Here is a 17,564-nt window from a genome sequence, read left to right as displayed (position 1 = left end):
TCCCTGCCCGCTGAGGATGCCGTTAATTATTCTGTGACCAGCACAGCTGATAGTGATAACGCTGCGCGCTGAGCAGATACTCCGGCGACACCGACGGGCTCCAGGAGTCATCGCCGCCGACCCCCATATGGAAGCCGTCAATATTCAGCCAGGTGCCCTCTTCCGGCAGCAGCAGGTGGCGATGGCTGGTGGCCATCAGCTGCTGCTGGCCGTAGCGGCCGATGCTGAACTGGAAGTCGCCGCGCCACTGGTGTGCGCCGTACCGCAGTTCGCGGGTGCCGCAGCGCAGGCCGTTCTCACACGGATGCACGTAAGGGGTGTGCATCTCCTCCAGCGTCAGCTCCCAGCGGTCGAAGCAGGCGGAGGCCAGACGATCCGGGTAGTTTTCATGCGGGCCAAGGCCCAGCCAGCTGACCCGCGGCTGCACGGTCGCCAGCTGGCAGCTGAGGCCGATGCGCGCCGGGTGCGGCGTATTGCGCGACACCTCCACGCCCACGTCAATCTGCACGCTGCTGCCGCTGAAGCGGTAAGTTTTGCGGCTGATAAACTGCGTCTGGCCCTGGTGCTGCCAGGCGTGCACGGTGGTCACCAGCACGGCGGCGGCAAGCGCTTCTGCCTCGCACTGCAGCAGCTGCGCTTCGCCCTGATAGTGGCCGGCGGCCTTCCAGCGCTCAACCCAGGCATTGGGATCGATGCGGCTGGCTTCGCTGACGCCGATATCGTTATCCAGCGGCGCGCGGGTAAACTGGTCGGTGAGCGGGCTGAGCAGCTGCGCCTGTCCGTTGACCCACTGCTGCACCAGCAGCCCCTGCTGGCGGCAGATCTCCCAGCGGGTGCTGCCGCTGTCAATCGTAAAGCTCTGCTCACTGACGCTCAGCTCTGGCGCCTGACCGGCAGGCTGCTCCGGCGTGGCGCTCAGCACCTCCGCCAGCGGCCACTGCTGCCAGGCGCTGATATGCCCGGCATCGGACCAGGCGGTGGCCTGCGGCTGTTGCACACGTACGGTGAGCCACAGATCGCCTGCGCTGGCGGGCAGGGTAAAGGCCGGCAGCGTAACAACCTGCGTCCCTTCCGGGCCGATATCCAGCGGCCACTCGCCGCTGGCGAGCTGATGGCCGTTCTGCGCCAGCGTCCAGTGCAGGACCTCGTTATCGCTGTGGCGGAACAGGTATTCGCTGGTGACTTCAATTTTCGGCGTTTCACCGTTCAGCAGGCGGAACTGGAAGAACTGCTGGGCGTGTTTCGCCTCGTACAGCGACGGGTGCGGCGTGCGGTCGGCAAACACCAGCCCGTTCATGCAGAACTGACGGTCGTTCGGCGTGTCGCCAAAGTCGCCGCCGTAGGCCGACCACGGCTGACCCTGGTCGTCGTATCTGATCAGCGACTGGTCGACCCAGTCCCAGACAAAGCCGCCCTGCAGGCGCGGGTAAGCGCGGAACGCCTGCCAGTATTTGTCATAGCCGCCGAGGCTGTTGCCCATCGCGTGGGCGTATTCGCAGAGGATCAGCGGACGCTGCTCGCCCGGCATCGACAGCCATTTTTTGATCGACCATTTCGGCACCGCGGGGAACGGCTGGTCCTGGTCGACGCGCGCGTACATCGGGCAAATAATATCGGTGGCCGCGCTGTTGGCCCCACCGCCTTCATACTGCACCGGGCGCGACGGATCTTCCGACTTCAGCCAGCGGTAGAGCGCGTCGTGGTTTGCGCCGTGGCCGGATTCATTGCCCAGCGACCAGATGATGATGCTCGGGTGGTTACGGTCGCGCTGCACCATGCGGGTAACGCGCTCGCTCATCGCCGGCAGCCACGTTGGATCGTCGCTCAGGCGGTTCATCGGCACCATGCCGTGGGTTTCGATATTGGCTTCATCCACCACGTACAGGCCATACTGGTCGCACAGGCTGTACCACAGCGGATGATTCGGGTAGTGCGAACAGCGCACGGCGTTAAAGTTATTCTGCTTCATCAGCAGGATATCTTTAATCATCGTCTCGCGATCCATCACCTGACCGTGTTCCGGGTGGTGTTCGTGGCGGTTGGTGCCGCGGATCAGCAGCGGTTTGCCGTTCAGCCGCAGCAGCCCGTCCTCAATGCTTACCTGACGGAAACCGACGTCGCTGGCTTCCGCTTCAATCAGCTCGCCGTCAGCACGCTGTAGCAGCACCACCGCGCGGTAGAGGTTCGGCGTTTCAGCGTTCCACAGCGCCGGATTTTCAACCTTAAGCGACAGCGTGGTGCGGTCCGCGTACGCGCCGCGTTCGTCAATAATGTCGCTGCCCAGCGCGGAGGTGGCGCTGCCGACCTGGGTTTCCCCCTGCCACAGCTGCAGGCAGATGCGCAGATCGTCCGATAAGGTCCCCTGCACTCTCACCTGCGCGTTCAGCACCGAACGGCTGAAATCATCGTTAAAGCGGGTGGTGATACGCAGGTCGCGCAGCCGCGTGGCCGGCTTGTGCAGCAGCGACACGTCGCGGAAGATGCCGCTCATGCGCCACATATCCTGGTCTTCCAGGTAGCTGCCGTCGCTCCAGCGCAGCACCAGCACAGCCAGCCGGTTTTCGCCCGGCTGTAAAAACGCGCTGAGATCAAACTCAGACGGCAGGCGGCTGTCCTGGCCGTAGCCGACCCAGCGACCGTTGCACCACAGGTGAAACGCCGAGTTGACGCCGTCAAACACGATGCGGGTCTGTCCGTCGCGCAGCGCGTCGTCATCCAGAGTAAAGGTGTGCGAGTAACAGCCGGTCGGGTTATCGGCGGGAACAAACGGCGGATTGACCGGGATCGGATAGGTGACGTTGGTGTAGATCGGCGCGTCATAGCCGTCCATCTGCCAGTTTGAGGGCACCCGCACTGAATCGGCATCGGCCAGATCGCCGTTTACCCAGCTTTCCGGCACCGCTTCCGGCTGTGAAAAATACGAGAACTTCCAGCTGCCGTTCAGGCTGCGGCGCTGGTCCGAATGGCGGTTGTCACGCGCATCCGCGGCGTTACGCCAGCTAAAGAACGGCGGGTGCGCCTCAAGGCGGTTAATCTGCGTTACGCCGGGGTTTTCCCAGTCGCGGCGGGCCAGTACGGCGTTCAGTGAATCAGTGTTCAGGGTCATCGCGCGATCCTCAGTAAAATTGTTACTCGCTCACAATTTTTTCAACATAGGTTGCGGAAATGATGCTGTAAAGCAAACGATGCCCAATGAGTGAGGTGCCTCACAGATATCGTTATCTGAACGGATGATATGCGTGGAAAACTGCGCCCTGCGGCGGGAAATTAACCTTCCGGTTTCATCTGCGCCAGCTGGCGGGAGATCTGCAGCAGCGTATCCGCCAGCGCCTGCGGTGAGGCGGCATGGGTACCGGGAGCGCTCACGGTCTGTCGCTCCACCAGCGTCACTGATAACAGCTGGTTGCCGGTGATCGTTTCACCCTGGGTCATGCGCAGCAACCGGTCAACGCTGCTCTGCCCCAGTAGCGGGAAATCCTGCTTGACGGTGGTCAGCGGCGGAATATAGCAGGAGCTGTCTTCGGTATCGTCATAGCCAATCACCGAAATATCCGCCGGCACCCGCAGGCCATACTCGCTGATTGCCCGCATCGCCCCCAGCGCCATCTGGTCATTGGCCACCAGCAGCGCCTGCGGCACCGTGCCGCCGTTGAGCAGGCGGCTGGTTTGCTCAAAACCGGAGATGGCGCTCCAGTCTCCTTCCAGCTGCGCCAGCGGCTGCAGCTGATGCTGCGCCAGCCAGCGATGCCAGCCGGCCAGGCGCTGGCGTGCGGCCACCGAACTCTGCGGGCCAGCCAGCAGCGCGATACGCCGGTGTCCGCACGCGACCAGGCGCTCCACCCCCAGCCGCGCCCCGGCCTCATGGGAGAAACTGACGCTGTTGATCGGCGAACTGTCGGAGACGTCCAGAAACAGCACCGGCACGCCGCCGCAGGCGGCGGCTACCGTGGCGGCATCGTCATCTTCCAGCGGGAAATTGACGATCAGGCCGCTGACCCGCTGCCCGAGCAGGTTGTTGACCGCCGCCACGCAGGCCTGCACGCCGCTGCGCTCGACCATCGCGATCACCACGCTGGCACCGGCGCGGTCGGCGCGGGATTTGATCGCCGCCACGATCTGTGACGGGGCGTGCAGCGCCAGGTTGACGGTGGCCACGCCGATCAGCGCCGTCTGCTTGCCCGCCAGCTGCTGCGCCACCCGGTTAGGAATGTAGTTCAGCTCCGCCATCGCCGCTTCCACCCGTTCACGGGTGCGATCCGAGACGTGCTTTGCCTGGTTCACCACCCGGGAAACGGTCTGATAAGAGACCCCGGCGTGGTCGGCGACGTCGTACAGCGTAACGGGTTTCATAAGAGGTTCCTGATGGCGGTGGGGGTTGGCGGGTATCATGCCACAGCGAGGCGGGGGTGGCACAGCAAAAGGGACGCTGTGCGTTCCTTCAGACAGTCGAATGGGTTGCCCGCTCAACCGCTTCCACCAACCCGACGGCCCTCGGCGACGGTGCTTTGAACAAAACAGCGCAAGCCATCGCCAGGATATCCCCTAATATCATTATTTCTGATGTCTGACATAAAAGATCACGATTGGCCTTATGTCTTAACCTCCGCCACTATCCTGCCCATGCCAGCCGCTAAGCGCCGGATCATTTCCGCCGCCGGTGCGCGCAGCATCATCCTGTACTGGCTTGAGACACACAGAGGAGCTTTACCATGAAAATGAACGCGATTATCTGGCCGGAAAACTACCTTCCCGGCTTTACGGAGAATTTTGCTTCAAACGAAGTGATTGTCGCTGGCCTGAGCGCTGCCGATATCTGGCCACTGCTGAGCGTCCCGGCTGAATGGCCGGGCTACTATGCCAATTCGGCCAGTATCCGCTTTTACGACCACGCTGGTCCGACTCTGGCCGACGGCAGCCGCTTTTACTTTGAAACTTTCGGTTTTCCGGTGGAGGCGCGCTGCAGTGAGTATGTACCACCGGCGGCGGGCCAGCCCGGGCGCGTGGCCTGGCACGGCTGGGTGGGAGAAGAAGGCACTGACCAGCGGCTGGACGTGCATCACGCCTGGCTGGTGGAAGATCTCGAGGGCGGCCGGGTGCGTATTCTGACGCAGGAAACCCAGAAGGGGAAACCGGCGGAAGCGCTGCACGCCGCTAAACCTAATGCGATGATCAACGGCCACCAGGAATGGCTGGACGGGCTGGTGGCGGCGGCACGGGCACGCGTGCCCCGCGAATAAACACCGCCTGTCACATCTACCCCCACCTGCCGCCAGACACGGCGGCGACCCGTGGCCCCGGCTGACTGTTGCCCCCCCGTCGGGCATGTATACCGATCGCTGACCTGTTGCGACAGCAGGGATTCGACGTCGCCTGGCAGGGTTTAACGCCTTTGCGTCCAACGGCCAGGCACGGCGGTCAACCCTCGCCAACGCCACCTGTTACACAACTGCTGAACAGCAGCTGCCGTAGCCAGCGCTGCGCCACGTCGTGATGGCTGCGCGGGTGCCAGGCGGCGACTTTGACAAAGCCGGGGATCGCCAGCGGCGGTTCACACACGGCCAGCCCCACCATCCCGGCCACCAGTCGGGCGGGCAGCACGGCCACCATATCACTGGCACGCAGCACCTCCGGCAGGATCAGGAAGCTGTTCACCGACAGCGTCACCCGGCGCTGCCTGCCCTGCTGCGCCAGCGCGGCGTCGGTCACGCCGTGGAATCCGCCGCCGGTATAAGAGACCAGCGCCTGATCGAGCTGGCAGAAACGGTCGAGGCTCAGCGCACCGCCCCCCGCCACCAGCGCCGGATTCCCCTCCCGCAGCACACAGACATAGTGCTCGGTAAACAGATCGCGCGCGTGCAGATCCGCTAGCGTACTGTCCCGCGTGACCAGCGCTACGTCAATCTCCCCGCGCTCCAGCTGCCCCTGAATCTGCCGGTCGTCCAGCGCCACCTGAATCTGCGGTGCCAGCGTCTTCAGCGCGGCAAGAAACGGCAGCGCCACCGCCCGCAGCGCATAGTCGGTTGCCGCCAGAGTAAAGGTCAGCCGGGCGGAAGACGGGTCAAATCCGGGAGGCTGCAGCAGGCCATCGATCTCCCCCAGCAGCTGTTTCAGCGGCAGCTTCAGCGCCTGCGCGCGCGGCGTCGGCACCATGCCGTGCCGGGCACGCACAAACAGCGGATCGCCAAAATTATCCCGTAGCCGGGTCAGCATGCCGCTCATCGCCGGCTGGGTGACACCGATACGTGCAGCAGCGCGGGTGACGTTGCACTCCTCCAGCAGCACGTCCAGCGCCTTTAGCAGGTTGAGATCGAGGGTTCTGATAGTGGTCATGGTGATGAGCACGGTTTATGGTAATCCTACAGATTATATCATGTAGTGATAAAGGGTTAACCTTTATTTACCCTGAATCTTTCTCTGCCCGTCGGTAAATACGCACTGAACATAAACGACCTTAATTTTTTAATAAAGAATTAATTACCTCAAGGATTTTCGGCAATTCCATGATTGCCCTTACCCGGCACATTGATAAAGTGGCTTTTAAACTCAAGGAGGAATGTATGGATTACTACAAAAACCCCGGTGAGGACGACGTAACAAAACCAGGCGGCCTGCGGTTGTTAAAACCCGGTGAAATTGTGCTGGCTGTTACGCTTTTCGGTTACAGCATTCACTATAATAAAGTGTGGGTACACAGAGGAAGCTATTTACCGTTCAATCTTCAGGGTAATTTCACGGCGATGACGCCTAATGGCGAAATGTGGTTTCAGGAAGGCGTATATGAGGAGGATTTTTCTAAAACTTCAATAAAGATGCAACATATGTTTCTCCATGAAATGATGCATGTATGGCAGCATCAGCGAGGTATGTGGGTCAGAACACGAGGTGCTTTTTCGTGGGCTGCTGATTACAGCTACAGCCTGGACAAAGAAAATCTACTTGATTACAGTCTGGAACAACAGGCCAGCTTAGTAAGTGATTATTGGGTATTACTACACGGTGGTTTTTATCATACTAAAGCAAACATTAACTACAGGCACTACCCCTCATCTGAATCAGTAGAAAATCTGATAGAAAAATACAGGGATATTTTAGGGAGCTTTCCACAATGAAACTATCGCTGTTCACTGTCACCCCGCTGATCTTTTTATTGACAGGTTGCCCAGGCGAGGGCGACAGACTAATTTACAATCACTGGAGATCGATTTATCTTTCGCCAGAAAAAGTTTGTTTTAGTGTTGACAAAAAAGACGTTCTTAAAAAATATTCACTTGAGTACATCAAAAAAATATCGAGTGAATCAGTTCTTGAATCCGGTTATGGAAACCCAGGATTATCATATCCTGAAACCTGCTTTGATATAAAATTAAAGACGGGATACAAATACTACGCCTACTACATTTTGAATGACACTAAGTATCGTTATGTTTTTTTCATAGATAACAACTGGAATGTATTCAGCATGCAAAGGAGTCTCTAATGTCTTTACCCGCTTATCTGTTCTTATACAATGAAAATGGTGTACTTATCAAAGGAGACTGTCTGTTAGCAGGCAGGGAAGGCGCAATCGAGATCATGAGCAGCAGTTATGCTGTATCTCTTGGCGTGGACGCTCACAGCGGAAGTATCACCGGAACACGTATGCATAAGCCTTTTATCATTCACAAGTATATCGATAAGATTTCGCCTTATCTGGCAATAGCCGTGTGTGAAAGCCGCAGGTTGCAGAAAGCAGAGATGCGATATTACGACACTAACGACTCCGGGCTGGAATATGAAATCTATCGCGTAGTGCTGGATGATGTCGTGGTGATGTCGGTTGAAGCTTCACACAGCTATATTGCAGGATCGCGGCACCCCAATATGTTAGAAACCGTAGCCCTGAGGTTCAGGGGCATCACCTGGCACTATAAAGAAGGAAACATTCAGTACAGTGACTCATGGATGAAAAAAACAGAGTGATACCCGCTTAAGAGTTCCGCTGACACGTTTATTCCACAGGTAAGCCCCGATACGCTGTTCAGTCACGCCGTTGTTGGTCAACGCACCGTAGCTCCGCAGACGAGCGACGGAAATTGACGTCTCAATGGCGGCATAGTCCTGTGGTTGCAAAGTCAGGCTCCCCGGTGGTAAGGTTTTATGCAATGAACGCGTATGTTATTCCCTGTTCCGACATAATACATGCGCAGAAAGTGGTCAGGTACCTGAATTAAATAGGGTGTTTGTCCAAACAACAAAAGCGCCTCTGGCGCTTTTGTTGTTTACAGGGATTGTTTACGCCGCTCAGGCCACAGTTCCTTGTGGCCCCCTACTTCGTCATATTCAAAATCGTGCGGATATTCTGCGCAGTCGTCGCGATGATATCGATAGCACCGGTGCGCAGCGCACCGAGGATCGCCATCGCTTTGGTGTTTTCGGAAGCGATAGCAATCACGCAGGGGATTTTGCGCAGCTCGTCGATGCTGACGCCGATCACCCGGTCGTTCATCACCGTATCCACGTGCTGACCCTGCGAGTTAAAGAAGTCATAGCCCGCCACGTCGCCGGTAACGCCCTGATTGAGGCTGGCGTCGATAATCTCGTGCGGGGTGAACCAGCCCAGCTTCACCATATAGCTGTTCTCGTTCATATCGCCGATGCCGACCAGCGCGATATCGGCCTTACGGGCGCGATCCAGCGTCTCTTTAATGGTGCCGTTCTGCATAAACGCCTCTTTCAGCGCGCGGTTTTCCACGTAGGCCGGCGCGTAGAGGGTTTCGCTGATGCCGCCGAACTTCTTCGCCAGCCGGCGGCTGATGTGGTCGGCGTTAATGGCATCGCCGGGGCGGTGGGTGCCGCCGATGCCGCTGATAAAGTGGCAGTTGCGCGTCGGTACCTGGCCGGGGTGATCGGCCACCGCCGCCACGTTCCGCCCCTGGCCGACAGCTACCACCGAATTTTCCTTCAGGGTCTGCTCAAGATAGCCGGAAACCAGCGCGGCCACCTGGCGCCGCTGCTCGTCGCCGTCCTGCAGGTCAAGGGCGATCAGCGCCCGCTGCATCTGCGGAAAGCGGTCGATCAGCTGCTGCTCCAGTCCGGTGCTGAACACCGGATGATAACGCACGGTGATCTCCACGATGCCTTCTTCCTTAGCGCGTTTCAGCAGCCGCCCGACCTTGATCCGCGAAATACCAAACTTGCGCGCGATCTCTTCCTGAGTGATTTCATCCTGGTAATAGGCAACGGCGATTTCGGTCAGCAGTTCCAGGTCCTGAGAGGGCGTCTTTTTTTCCATGCGCGAGGTCCCGCAACGTGTGGCCTGACTGAGCTCAGGCGGTTCTGGAAGGATTTATATCATTGATACGGTTCATATCGCCAGGCATTGGCGATATGAACCGCAGGGCGGTCACAGATTAACGACGGATGGCGTCAATCTTCAGCATGCGGGCGATAACGATGTCGAGCTCTTTCTGATCGAAGATCTGCTTCCAGTCCGGCTTAACGATCTTCTCACGGCCGTACTCCATGGCGATCATGCAGGCGTCAGAGAACGGGTTGGTGGCGCGGAAGGCCACCGCCAGCGCGATCTGGATATGGCCGTAGAGCATCGCTTTGGCCGCTTCTTCCGGCACGCCGCTGTGCTTAACGGTCTCATCCAGCGCCTCTTTCATAAAGGCGCCGACCATACAGGCCACGGTTTCCACCAGCGTCGGCTCCAGGTAGGCCAGCTGGGTGACGGTCACCCAGTGCACCTCTTCCACCGGGCCGTACATCACGCTGATTACCTTACTCAGCTCCGCGCGCTGTGCGTCGCTGCCGGCTTCATAGGAGGCCGCCACGTGCTGGATGGCCGCGATACCGCCAAAGGCGTCGGCGTGCTCTTCTTTAGTGTAGCGCTCCAGAAACACCGACGGGTGGCACGGGTGCGCCACCGCGTATTCGATCCCGTTGCGCTGGGCAATCAGGTTGGCGTAGGCGGCGGCCGGATCCAGCGTCAGCAGGATCGCGCCCGCTTTCATCTGCGGCACCACGCCTTCAGAAACCTTACCCAGTACGATATCCGGCACCGCCAGGATCACCACGTCACTGACCGGCACCACCGAAGCAGCGTCAGACAGCTCACGCCCCTGGGCGATCACCTGCTCCTGCGCCTTCGGCGAGTTCTCGCAGTAGAACACCTGATAGTCGCTTTTCTGGAAATTGGCAGAGATACGCATGCCCATTTTGCCGCCGGCACCGATCACGGTGATGGTTTTCAGTACGCTCATTTCATTACTCCTGATCTTGTTTACTACGTAAGAATTCAACGGTGCGCAGCGTCCACTCGGCTTCCCGCTGGCAGGTCAGTTCAGCATCGTCCTGCCACGGCAGCCAGTGCTCTACGATTTGGTTAATGCCTTTTTCCGCCGGGCGCACCGCGGCGATCATCCGGTCATAGTCCAGCAGCCCTTCGCCCATCGGGCAGCCGGCGTAGGTGAAACCGACCCAGCCGTCGCGGCGGGAAAAGGCGAAATCTTTAATGTGCAGGTTGCCGACCCGCGCGGCGGTGCTGGCGATGGTTTGCTCGGGCAGCTCAAGCCCGGCCACGCAGTTGGCGGGGTCAAGGCAGACGCCCAGCCACGGCGATGGGAAGCGGTCGATCACCGACATCATGTCGGCGGTTTTAACCTGCTCGTAGGTCTCCAGGCACAGGCGCACCTGCTGGCGTTCAAAGGCCGGCAGGATCTCCGCTATCAGCCGCGCGGCCTCCTCCAGCGACGGGCGGTGGCTGGCGGTGTGGAACATCGAGCGCACCACGCGGGCACCGAGGATCTGCGCCATATGCAGGTAGCGCTGCAGGTGGGCGGTGCCCAGCCCGCGGGTGCCCAGTTCGAGGGTGATATTCAGCGCGTCGGCCTGCTGACGCAGCTCCTCCAGCTGCGCGTCTGACCAGCTTTCGATCGCCGGGTAGTCGCAGATCTGAAACACCGGTACGTCAAGCGCGGCGGTCTGCTGCAGCATCTGCAGCAGGCTCAGCGGCTGCGGCACCTGCGGCGACATGCGCCAGAAAAAGGCGTAGGTACTGAGTCCGATCCGGCTCATATACGGCTCTCCGCTAACAGGGCGCTGGCTTCATCAACAATCTGCGCCAGCGCCTGAGGATCGTGGGCAAAACGCCCGAGGAACAGGCCGTCAACGTCGCGCCCCAGCCGCTGGATCAGGCCGGGACCGGCGCTGCCGCCATAGATAATCTGCAGGTCAATGCCCTCCGGCGTCGGCAGGTCGTGCAGGCCGGCGCACACCGCGCGGATAAAGTCGTCCGGGGCCGGCTGCGGCGCACCGATCGCCCACTGCGGTTCATAGGCAAAGAACAGCGTGCCCTTCGCGCCTTCCCGCGCGGCATCGGCCAGCGCTTCACCCAGCTGCTGCTGGCATAACGCAACGGCCTCTGCCACTTCGCCCTGCTGCTCTTCACCGATGCACAGCACCGGGCTTAACCCGTGACGCAGCGACACCGCCACCTTGGCGGCGATCTGTGCGGCATCCTCGTGGAAATGGCGGCGGCGTTCGGCGTGGCCGATCTCCGCCAGGCTGCAGCCCAGCTCGGCCAGCATGCTGGCGCTGACTTCACCGGTCCAGGCACCGTTCTCCGCCTGGCAGACGTCCTGCCCGCCAACGCGCACCGGCGTAGCGGCAAAGATCGCCGCAACCGCCGGGATGGCCGGATAGGCGGGCAGCACAAACAGGCCGACCTCGCCGGACCGGATAGCCGGATGGCGCTGGGCCAGCGCGGCCACTTCACGGCTCCAGTCGAGGGTCTGCTGATAACCGAAATACATTTTCAGGCTGACGCCCAGCCAGATTTTTGCCTGTGACATGCTCAGACTCCGTGCGTCATGGTGGCCTGCGCCAGCAGCAGCCGGCCAACGGTGTTGACGATCATCGCCAGCGACACCGCACCGGCGTCCGGCGTGCCCAGGCTGCGTTCCGCCAGCGGACGGGCGCGGCCCATCTTCGGCAGCAGCTGCGCGGTGGCCTGTGCGGCCTGCTCCGCCACCTGTGCCGCCTGCAGCCAGGCGTCGGTCAGCGAATCCCCGGCCTCCACGCGCTGGTTCAGCGTATCGCTGAACGGCACCAGCACGTCGACCATGGTTTTATCCCCGACGCGGGCTTTACCAAAGTGCTGAATGCCCTGCTGGGCGGCGCGCACGCCGCTCGCCACGCGTTCGGCGCTGGGGGCCTGCCGGTCGCCGATGGCCGTACCCAGCGCGGTCAGCGCCACGCCCCACAGCGCGCCGGAGGTGCCGCCAGCCTTATCGGCCCAGGCATCCGCCGCGCGGCACAGCAGGGTGCCGGCACCGGCCCCTTTCGCCGCCACCTCACGGGCTTTCTCCACCGCGCCCAGCACGCCGCGCTCCATGCCGATGCCGTGATCGCCGTCGCCGGCCACCGCGTCGATATCACCGAGTTTTTCCGCGTTCTCCTGCAGCAGCGTCGCCACCGCTTCCAGCAGACCGAGCACGCGCTGCGCGCTCTGCTGCGATTCGGCGCTGGCGGCGGGCAGCGCCTCTTCCGCCTGGACTTCACATTCGGTGGCGCTCAGCGGTTCAGCAACGATCGCGCTACCTTTACGGTAGGCCGGGGCGTTGGCGGGGGCGCACCAGAAGGTCTCCAGCTCGTCGTCCAGCCACATCAGCGTCAGCGAGGCACCGGCCATATTAAAGCTGGTGACAAACTCGCCGACGTCCGGCTCCACCACCTGCAGTTCCGCCGCCGCCAGCAGCTGCGCCACCCGGCGATAAACGACGAACAGCTCCTCATACTTCACCGAGCCGAGGCCATTGAGGATCGGCGCCACGCGCTGACCGGCCACCGATGCGACGCCCGGCGGCAGTTCGCCGAGCAGGCGTTCAACGAAAATTTCCGCCAGTTCATCTGCGGTCGGCACGTCGGTCTCTTTAATGCCCGGCTCGCCATGTATCCCGAGGCCCAGCGCCATGCGGCCGCTGGCCACTTCAAACAGCGGGTGGCTGGCCCCCGGCAGCGTGCAGCCGGAGAAGGCCACGCCGAAAGAGCGGGTGCGGGCGTTAGCCCGCTGCGCCACCTGCAGCACGCGGGCCAGATCGTAACCGGCTTCGGCCGCCGCGCTGGCCACCTTAAACACCGTCAGATCCCCCGCCACGCCGCGGCGCTTTTCACGTTCGTCGACGCTGGCGCTGGAGATATCGTCGGTCACCGCCAGCAGTTCGCAGGGGATGCCTTCGCTGCGCAGACGTTCACAGGCCTGGCCAAAGTGCAGCACGTCACCGGCGTAGTTGCCAAAGGTCAGCAGCACGCCGCCGCCGTTGTCCGCGGCGCGCGCCACGTTGTAAATCTGCTGGGCAGACGGTGAAGCGAACAGGTTACCCATCGCCGCACCGTGTGCCAGACCTTGTCCAACCAACCCGGCGAACGCCGGGTAGTGACCGGAACCGCCTCCGACAATCACCGCCACGCTGCCGGGCTGGCTGCGCGTGCTGCGCACCACGCCGCCGGGCACCTGGCGTACTTTGTCGGCATTCGCCGCGACAAACCCTTCGATCAGTTCGGAGGCGAAAGCTGAGGGCTGGTTAAACAGGTACGTCATTATTATTGCTCCTGTGCGATAGAGGCCGGCTGAGGCTGGCGGCTGCGGTTCAGTAACACCATCAGCACCGCTGACAGCAACATGAATCCGCCGACCACAAACATCGGCACGGTATAACTGTGGGTGGCGTCGTGCAGCGCGCCGGTGATATAGCCCGCCGAGAAGCCGGCCACGTTGCCCAGGGTGTTGATCAGGGCAATGGCGGCGGCGGCGGAAGCACCGGTCAGGAACTGCGTCGGCAGCGTCCAGAAGTTCGGCAGCGCGGCAAAGATTGAGCTGGCGGTGATCGCAATCACCAGAATGGTGGTAAACGGTGAGTCCATGTACAGCGCCAGCGGCACGCTGATCGCGCCGGTCAGCGCCGGCAGCGCGATATGCCAGGTTTTGCAACCGCGACGCGAGGCATCACGTGACCAGAAGAACATCACAATCGCGGCAATCAGGTACGGCACGCCGGTCACCAGCCCTTTTTCCATCACGTTAAAGGTGGTGCCGAACTGCTGCTGGAAGCCGCCGATGATGGTCGGCAGGAAGAAGGCCAGCGCGTACAGGCCGTAGATAAAGCCGAAGTAGATCAGGCACAGCACCCAGACGCGGCCCTGGCCGATCACCGAACGCACGCCCTGATGACCTTTGTGCTGTTTGGCGTTGTGCTCCGCCTCCAGTTCGCGGCTCAGCCACTCTTTCTCATCGCTGGTCAGCCACTTCGCCTGGCGCGGTGAGTCCACCAGCCAGAACAGCGCCACGATACCGATGATAATCGCCGGCAGGGAAACGCCCATAAACATCACGCGCCAGCCTTCCAGACCGAACAGGCCGTGCTGCTCAATAAAGGCGGCGGCCAGCGGCGCGCCAAATACCACGGTCAGCGGCTGGGCAAGGTAGAACAGCGACAGGATTTTGCTGCGGTGACGCGCCGGTACCCACATGCTCAGGTAGAGGATCGCCCCCGGGAAGAAGCCGGCTTCGGCGATACCCAGCAACACGCGCAGCGTGTAGAGCCCCTCCACGCTGCTTACCCAGGTGAACAGCAGCGACACGATGCCCCAGCTGATCATAATGCGCGCCAGCCAGCGGCGGGCGCCGAAGCGGTGCAGCGCCATGTTGCTCGGCACTTCCAGCAGGATATAGCCGATAAAGAAGATGCCGGAGGCCAGCCCGAACTGCACGGCGGTCAGGCCCAGATCCTGGGTCATGCCGTTCGGCCCGGCGAAGGAGATGGCGGTACGGTCAAGGAAGTTAATAAAGAACATCAGGGCGACAAACGGCACCAGGCGCCAGGAGATCTTACGGATGGCGGATTTTTCCACCGCGGTCATAGCTTGCTGAGTCATAACGCACCTCCATTCAGGGCGCGACGAGAGGGTATTGATGGTGTTGGCAACGCTTGCGCATTGTCGGTGCAGGTAGTCAGAGCCGGAATCAGGTAACGCATGTTCGAGTCCTCAACGGGTCTTTTTATCATGGGTATTGTTATGCGAACAAATGAACACTACACGGATAAATGCTCGTTACTCAAGCGCAGCATTCAAAACTGTGAGCAGGCTCAAATGAATGAAATTTTGCGTTCATACGCCGATAAATGGCGCGCACCGCGGCACAGCGGGGCCGGAACGGCGAACGGCGACGGGCTGACGCCCGGCAACACAAAAAAACAAATGATTATCCATTGAACATATGAACGATTTTATGGCAGGCTTACCGATAACAGCTTTAGCCTGCATGCGATGCAGGTACAACGCCTAACCTGCAGGAGAGTTCACCCGATGAAAACCATTGCGATTGGTGCCGACGATGCGGCAATTGAGTTCAAAAACCTGATCAAACGTCATCTGGAAGAGAAACAGTACGAGGTGCTGGATTACAGCAACGATGCGCAGAACGACCGCCCGATGTACCCGGACGTGGCCTGGGCGCTGGCCAGTGCGATTAAGGACGGCACCCACGATCGCGGTATCCTGCTGTGCGGCACCGGCATCGGCGTGGCGATCGTGGCGAACAAAGTGCCGGGCGTGCGCGCGGCGCAGTGCCACGACACCTTTTCCGCCGAGCGGGCGCGTAAAAGTAACAATGCGCAGGTGATGACCATGGGCGCGCGGGTGATTGGCCCGGAGCTGGCGAAAAATATCGTCAACGCCTGGCTGGCATCTGAATTTGAGGGCGGCGGCTCTACCGCCAAGGTCGAGAAAATCGCCTTCTACGAGCAGCACGCGCCGGACGCATAAACAAGGCTGCCGGCCGGGCACGGCGCTCTGTTTCCCACGGCACGCCCGGCAGTCACACCGCGAATTTACCGTTCGTTACGGCATACGCCCTGACGGCTCTCCCGTCGGAGAGTTGAATTAACGTGGCCTGTCGCAATGACCTGTCACTACCCATCCCGTCATTGCCCGTCGTGGTAATCTCTTCTTCACGCGCGATCAGGTCAGATCAGTTCATCTGGCGTAAAATGTATAATCACCTTAAGAACTCCCCCGGTATCAACCGCCAGCATGGCTGATGACAGGTCGCTGGTGCGCGGTTGGTGAGACATTCTCCTCAGGATACCCAGCCCCCTATGAAACCCAGGAAAGTGTTCTTCGAGCAACGAGGATTAACCCTGTACGATAAGCTCTGTTATTTTTTCAGCGGGGGGAGTTATGAGAAGAAACTTCGCCTGACGCTGTTACTGGCCGGAATATTTACCTTCTTAATTGGCATGTATCTGCTCCATCTGAGCGCCATTTCAGGCAGCCGCCGTCTGATCGCCCTCTACCTTTTTTCTTCCGGTTTCGGGTTTTATGTCCTGTGTACGGCATTTTTGAATCCCCTGCGTATTAACCTGCTGATCGTCACCCACGGTTTACTGCTGATCCTGTTCTTAATGTATTTTGTCGATAACGAGCATGAAACTGACGCAAACTATAACTACCTGATTGCCCTGACCGTCGGCGCGTCGCTGGCGCTGCGCCACGAAGACCGCTACCTGAGCCTGGCGTTCCCGCTGCTGTGCTTCAGCTGTTATCTGTTTTTTGTCACCACCGGGGCAGAACTCGGCCAGCAGGGCCTGCAGATCGCCTTTCTCACCTCGCCGGCCTTTTACTACGTTAACAGTATTCTGCCGATGCTGGCGCTGCTGCTGACCATCTTCGTCTACCGCGGCGACTATTCGGAGGCCAAGCTGATCAAACGGGACCTGACCAGCGCCATCGAACGAAATCAGTTTGAGCTGTTCTATCAACCGCAGGTGGACACCGCCAGACGGGTGACCGGCGTTGAAGTGTTGCTGCGCTGGCATCACCCGCGTAAAGGCTTTATCCCGCCGGATATCTTTATTCCCATCGCGGAAAAAAGCGGTTTAATCATCGTCATTGGCCGCTGGGTAATAGAGCACACGCTGGCGCAGATGGTGCTGTGGCAGCAACATCCGCCGATGCGCGATCTCTGCGTGTCGATCAATATCAGCCCGATGCAGATGATTGAAGAGAGTTTTATCAGTGAAACCGAAGCGCTGCTGAAACGTTATCCGGTTAATCCTGAAAGGGTGAAATTCGAAATCACCGAAAGCACCTTTATTTATAATGAAAAGCGCATCAACCAGATCATCAACCATTTCACGGCGCTGGGCGTGAAGTGGGCGATCGATGATTTCGGCTCCGGCTTCTCCTCGTTAAAGTCGCTGACCACCTTTCCGGTGCATGACGTTAAGATGGATAAATCTCTGGTGATGGACCTCTCTTCTAACCCGTCAGCGGCGGTGGTCGTGGACAAAATTATCGAGCTGTCCAGTACCATCAACATCAATACCCTGGCCGAGGGGATTGAGACCGAGGAGCAGTTTGAGCGGTTGAAAAAAATGGGCTGCCGCTACTTCCAGGGCTATCTGTTTTCAAAACCGGTTAATGCCGCAGACGTTGTGCACTACATCACCCTGCAGGCACCACCGGTGCCTTGTGTCGGGGCAGCCGGCCCGGTTTAGCCCGCCAGCACATCATCTGTCTGC

At 60.0% G+C, this 17,564-nt stretch carries 16 protein-coding genes; 7 read left to right on the top strand and 9 right to left on the bottom strand.

All coding sequences use genetic code 11. From position 1 onward, the window contains the following. Window positions 1–22: 22 nt before the first annotated feature. Together GKQ23_RS01200 and GKQ23_RS01195 are read right to left on the bottom strand one after the other, a co-directional pair. Entirely contained in the window at window positions 23–3,106 is a 3,084-nt protein-coding gene (locus GKQ23_RS01200; RefSeq protein ID WP_212408225.1) for a beta-galactosidase, read from the bottom strand. Window positions 3,107–3,267: 161 nt separating this feature from the next. Beyond that, window positions 3,268–4,350: a LacI family DNA-binding transcriptional regulator gene (locus GKQ23_RS01195; protein WP_212408224.1), complete on the bottom strand. Its 1,083-nt coding sequence runs from the start codon at window positions 4,348–4,350 to the stop codon at window positions 3,268–3,270. Between the two features lie 365 nt (window positions 4,351–4,715). Here GKQ23_RS01195 and GKQ23_RS01190 point away from each other — a divergent pair, with 365 nt between their 5' ends. Continuing rightward, window positions 4,716–5,237 carry an SRPBCC domain-containing protein gene (locus GKQ23_RS01190; protein WP_212408367.1) on the top strand — a complete coding sequence of 174 codons (522 nt, stop codon included), beginning with the start codon at window positions 4,716–4,718 and terminating at the stop codon, window positions 5,235–5,237. A 178-nt stretch (window positions 5,238–5,415) separates the two neighbouring features. On the opposite strand, the gene GKQ23_RS01185 is transcribed toward GKQ23_RS01190, so the two are convergent. Beyond that, the gene (locus GKQ23_RS01185) at window positions 5,416–6,330 is read right to left on the bottom strand and encodes a LysR family transcriptional regulator (RefSeq protein WP_212408223.1); all 915 of its coding nucleotides are present in this window, start codon (window positions 6,328–6,330) and stop codon (window positions 5,416–5,418) included. Between the two features lie 227 nt (window positions 6,331–6,557). On the opposite strand from GKQ23_RS01185, the gene GKQ23_RS01180 reads away from it, so the two are divergent. Genes GKQ23_RS01180 through GKQ23_RS01170 form a run of 3 tightly spaced genes read left to right on the top strand, consistent with a single transcriptional unit; the run spans window position 6,558 to window position 7,959 of the window. Further along, window positions 6,558–7,109, top strand: a complete 552-nt coding sequence (locus tag GKQ23_RS01180) for a type IV secretion protein Rhs (protein ID WP_212408222.1) — start codon at window positions 6,558–6,560, stop codon at window positions 7,107–7,109. Continuing rightward, window positions 7,106–7,477 (top strand): putative T6SS immunity periplasmic lipoprotein, encoded by a 372-nt coding sequence (locus GKQ23_RS01175; protein WP_212408221.1) that lies wholly within the window; start codon window positions 7,106–7,108, stop codon window positions 7,475–7,477. Before GKQ23_RS01180 ends, GKQ23_RS01175 begins: the two co-directional genes overlap by 4 nt. After that, complete coding sequence (locus GKQ23_RS01170) at window positions 7,477–7,959, top strand: type VI secretion system tube protein TssD (RefSeq protein WP_212408220.1); 483 nt, start codon at window positions 7,477–7,479, stop codon at window positions 7,957–7,959. Before GKQ23_RS01175 ends, GKQ23_RS01170 begins: the two co-directional genes overlap by 1 nt. A 346-nt stretch (window positions 7,960–8,305) precedes the next feature. Here GKQ23_RS01170 and GKQ23_RS01165 read toward each other — a convergent pair whose 3' ends face one another. The 6 genes from GKQ23_RS01165 to GKQ23_RS01140 all read right to left on the bottom strand — a co-directional run bounded on the left by GKQ23_RS01165 (window position 8,306) and on the right by GKQ23_RS01140 (window position 14,916). Beyond that, window positions 8,306–9,271 (bottom strand): sugar-binding transcriptional regulator, encoded by a 966-nt coding sequence (locus GKQ23_RS01165; RefSeq protein ID WP_101505070.1) that lies wholly within the window; start codon window positions 9,269–9,271, stop codon window positions 8,306–8,308. Between the two features lie 118 nt (window positions 9,272–9,389). Then, window positions 9,390–10,244 (bottom strand): phosphogluconate dehydrogenase C-terminal domain-containing protein, encoded by an 855-nt coding sequence (locus GKQ23_RS01160; RefSeq protein WP_212408219.1) that lies wholly within the window; start codon window positions 10,242–10,244, stop codon window positions 9,390–9,392. A 4-nt stretch (window positions 10,245–10,248) separates the two neighbouring features. Next, a complete protein-coding gene (locus GKQ23_RS01155) occupies window positions 10,249–11,058 on the bottom strand; it encodes a sugar phosphate isomerase/epimerase (protein ID WP_212408218.1) in 810 nt (269 codons plus the stop codon). Further along, on the bottom strand, window positions 11,055–11,834 hold the full coding sequence (locus GKQ23_RS01150; RefSeq protein ID WP_212408217.1) for a triose-phosphate isomerase family protein: 780 nt from the start codon (window positions 11,832–11,834) through the stop codon (window positions 11,055–11,057). Before GKQ23_RS01150 ends, GKQ23_RS01155 begins: the two co-directional genes overlap by 4 nt. A gap of 2 nt (window positions 11,835–11,836) precedes the next feature. Next, window positions 11,837–13,582, bottom strand: a complete 1,746-nt coding sequence (locus GKQ23_RS01145) for a dihydroxyacetone kinase family protein (RefSeq protein WP_212408216.1) — start codon at window positions 13,580–13,582, stop codon at window positions 11,837–11,839. Window positions 13,583–13,584: 2 nt separating this feature from the next. Next, window positions 13,585–14,916, bottom strand: a complete 1,332-nt coding sequence (locus tag GKQ23_RS01140; protein WP_101505074.1) for an MFS transporter — start codon at window positions 14,914–14,916, stop codon at window positions 13,585–13,587. A 99-nt stretch (window positions 14,917–15,015) separates the two neighbouring features. Here GKQ23_RS01140 and GKQ23_RS01135 point away from each other — a divergent pair, with 99 nt between their 5' ends. The 3 genes from GKQ23_RS01135 (at window position 15,016) to GKQ23_RS01125 (ending at window position 17,540) form a co-directional block, all read left to right on the top strand. Then, entirely contained in the window at window positions 15,016–15,255 is a 240-nt protein-coding gene (locus GKQ23_RS01135; RefSeq protein WP_212408215.1) for a hypothetical protein, read from the top strand. Window positions 15,256–15,348: 93 nt separating this feature from the next. After that, entirely contained in the window at window positions 15,349–15,807 is a 459-nt protein-coding gene (gene rpiB / locus GKQ23_RS01130; protein ID WP_056237465.1) for a ribose 5-phosphate isomerase B, read from the top strand. Between the two features lie 332 nt (window positions 15,808–16,139). After that, window positions 16,140–17,540: a bifunctional diguanylate cyclase/phosphodiesterase gene (locus tag GKQ23_RS01125; RefSeq protein WP_212408214.1), complete on the top strand. Its 1,401-nt coding sequence runs from the start codon at window positions 16,140–16,142 to the stop codon at window positions 17,538–17,540. Window positions 17,541–17,564 lie beyond the last annotated feature (24 nt).

The organism is Erwinia sp. E602, assembly GCF_018141005.1.
Lineage (GTDB): Bacteria > Pseudomonadota > Gammaproteobacteria > Enterobacterales > Enterobacteriaceae > Erwinia.
Note: the sequence above shows the minus strand (reverse complement) of the source record. Positions and strands in the feature narration are given on the sequence as shown.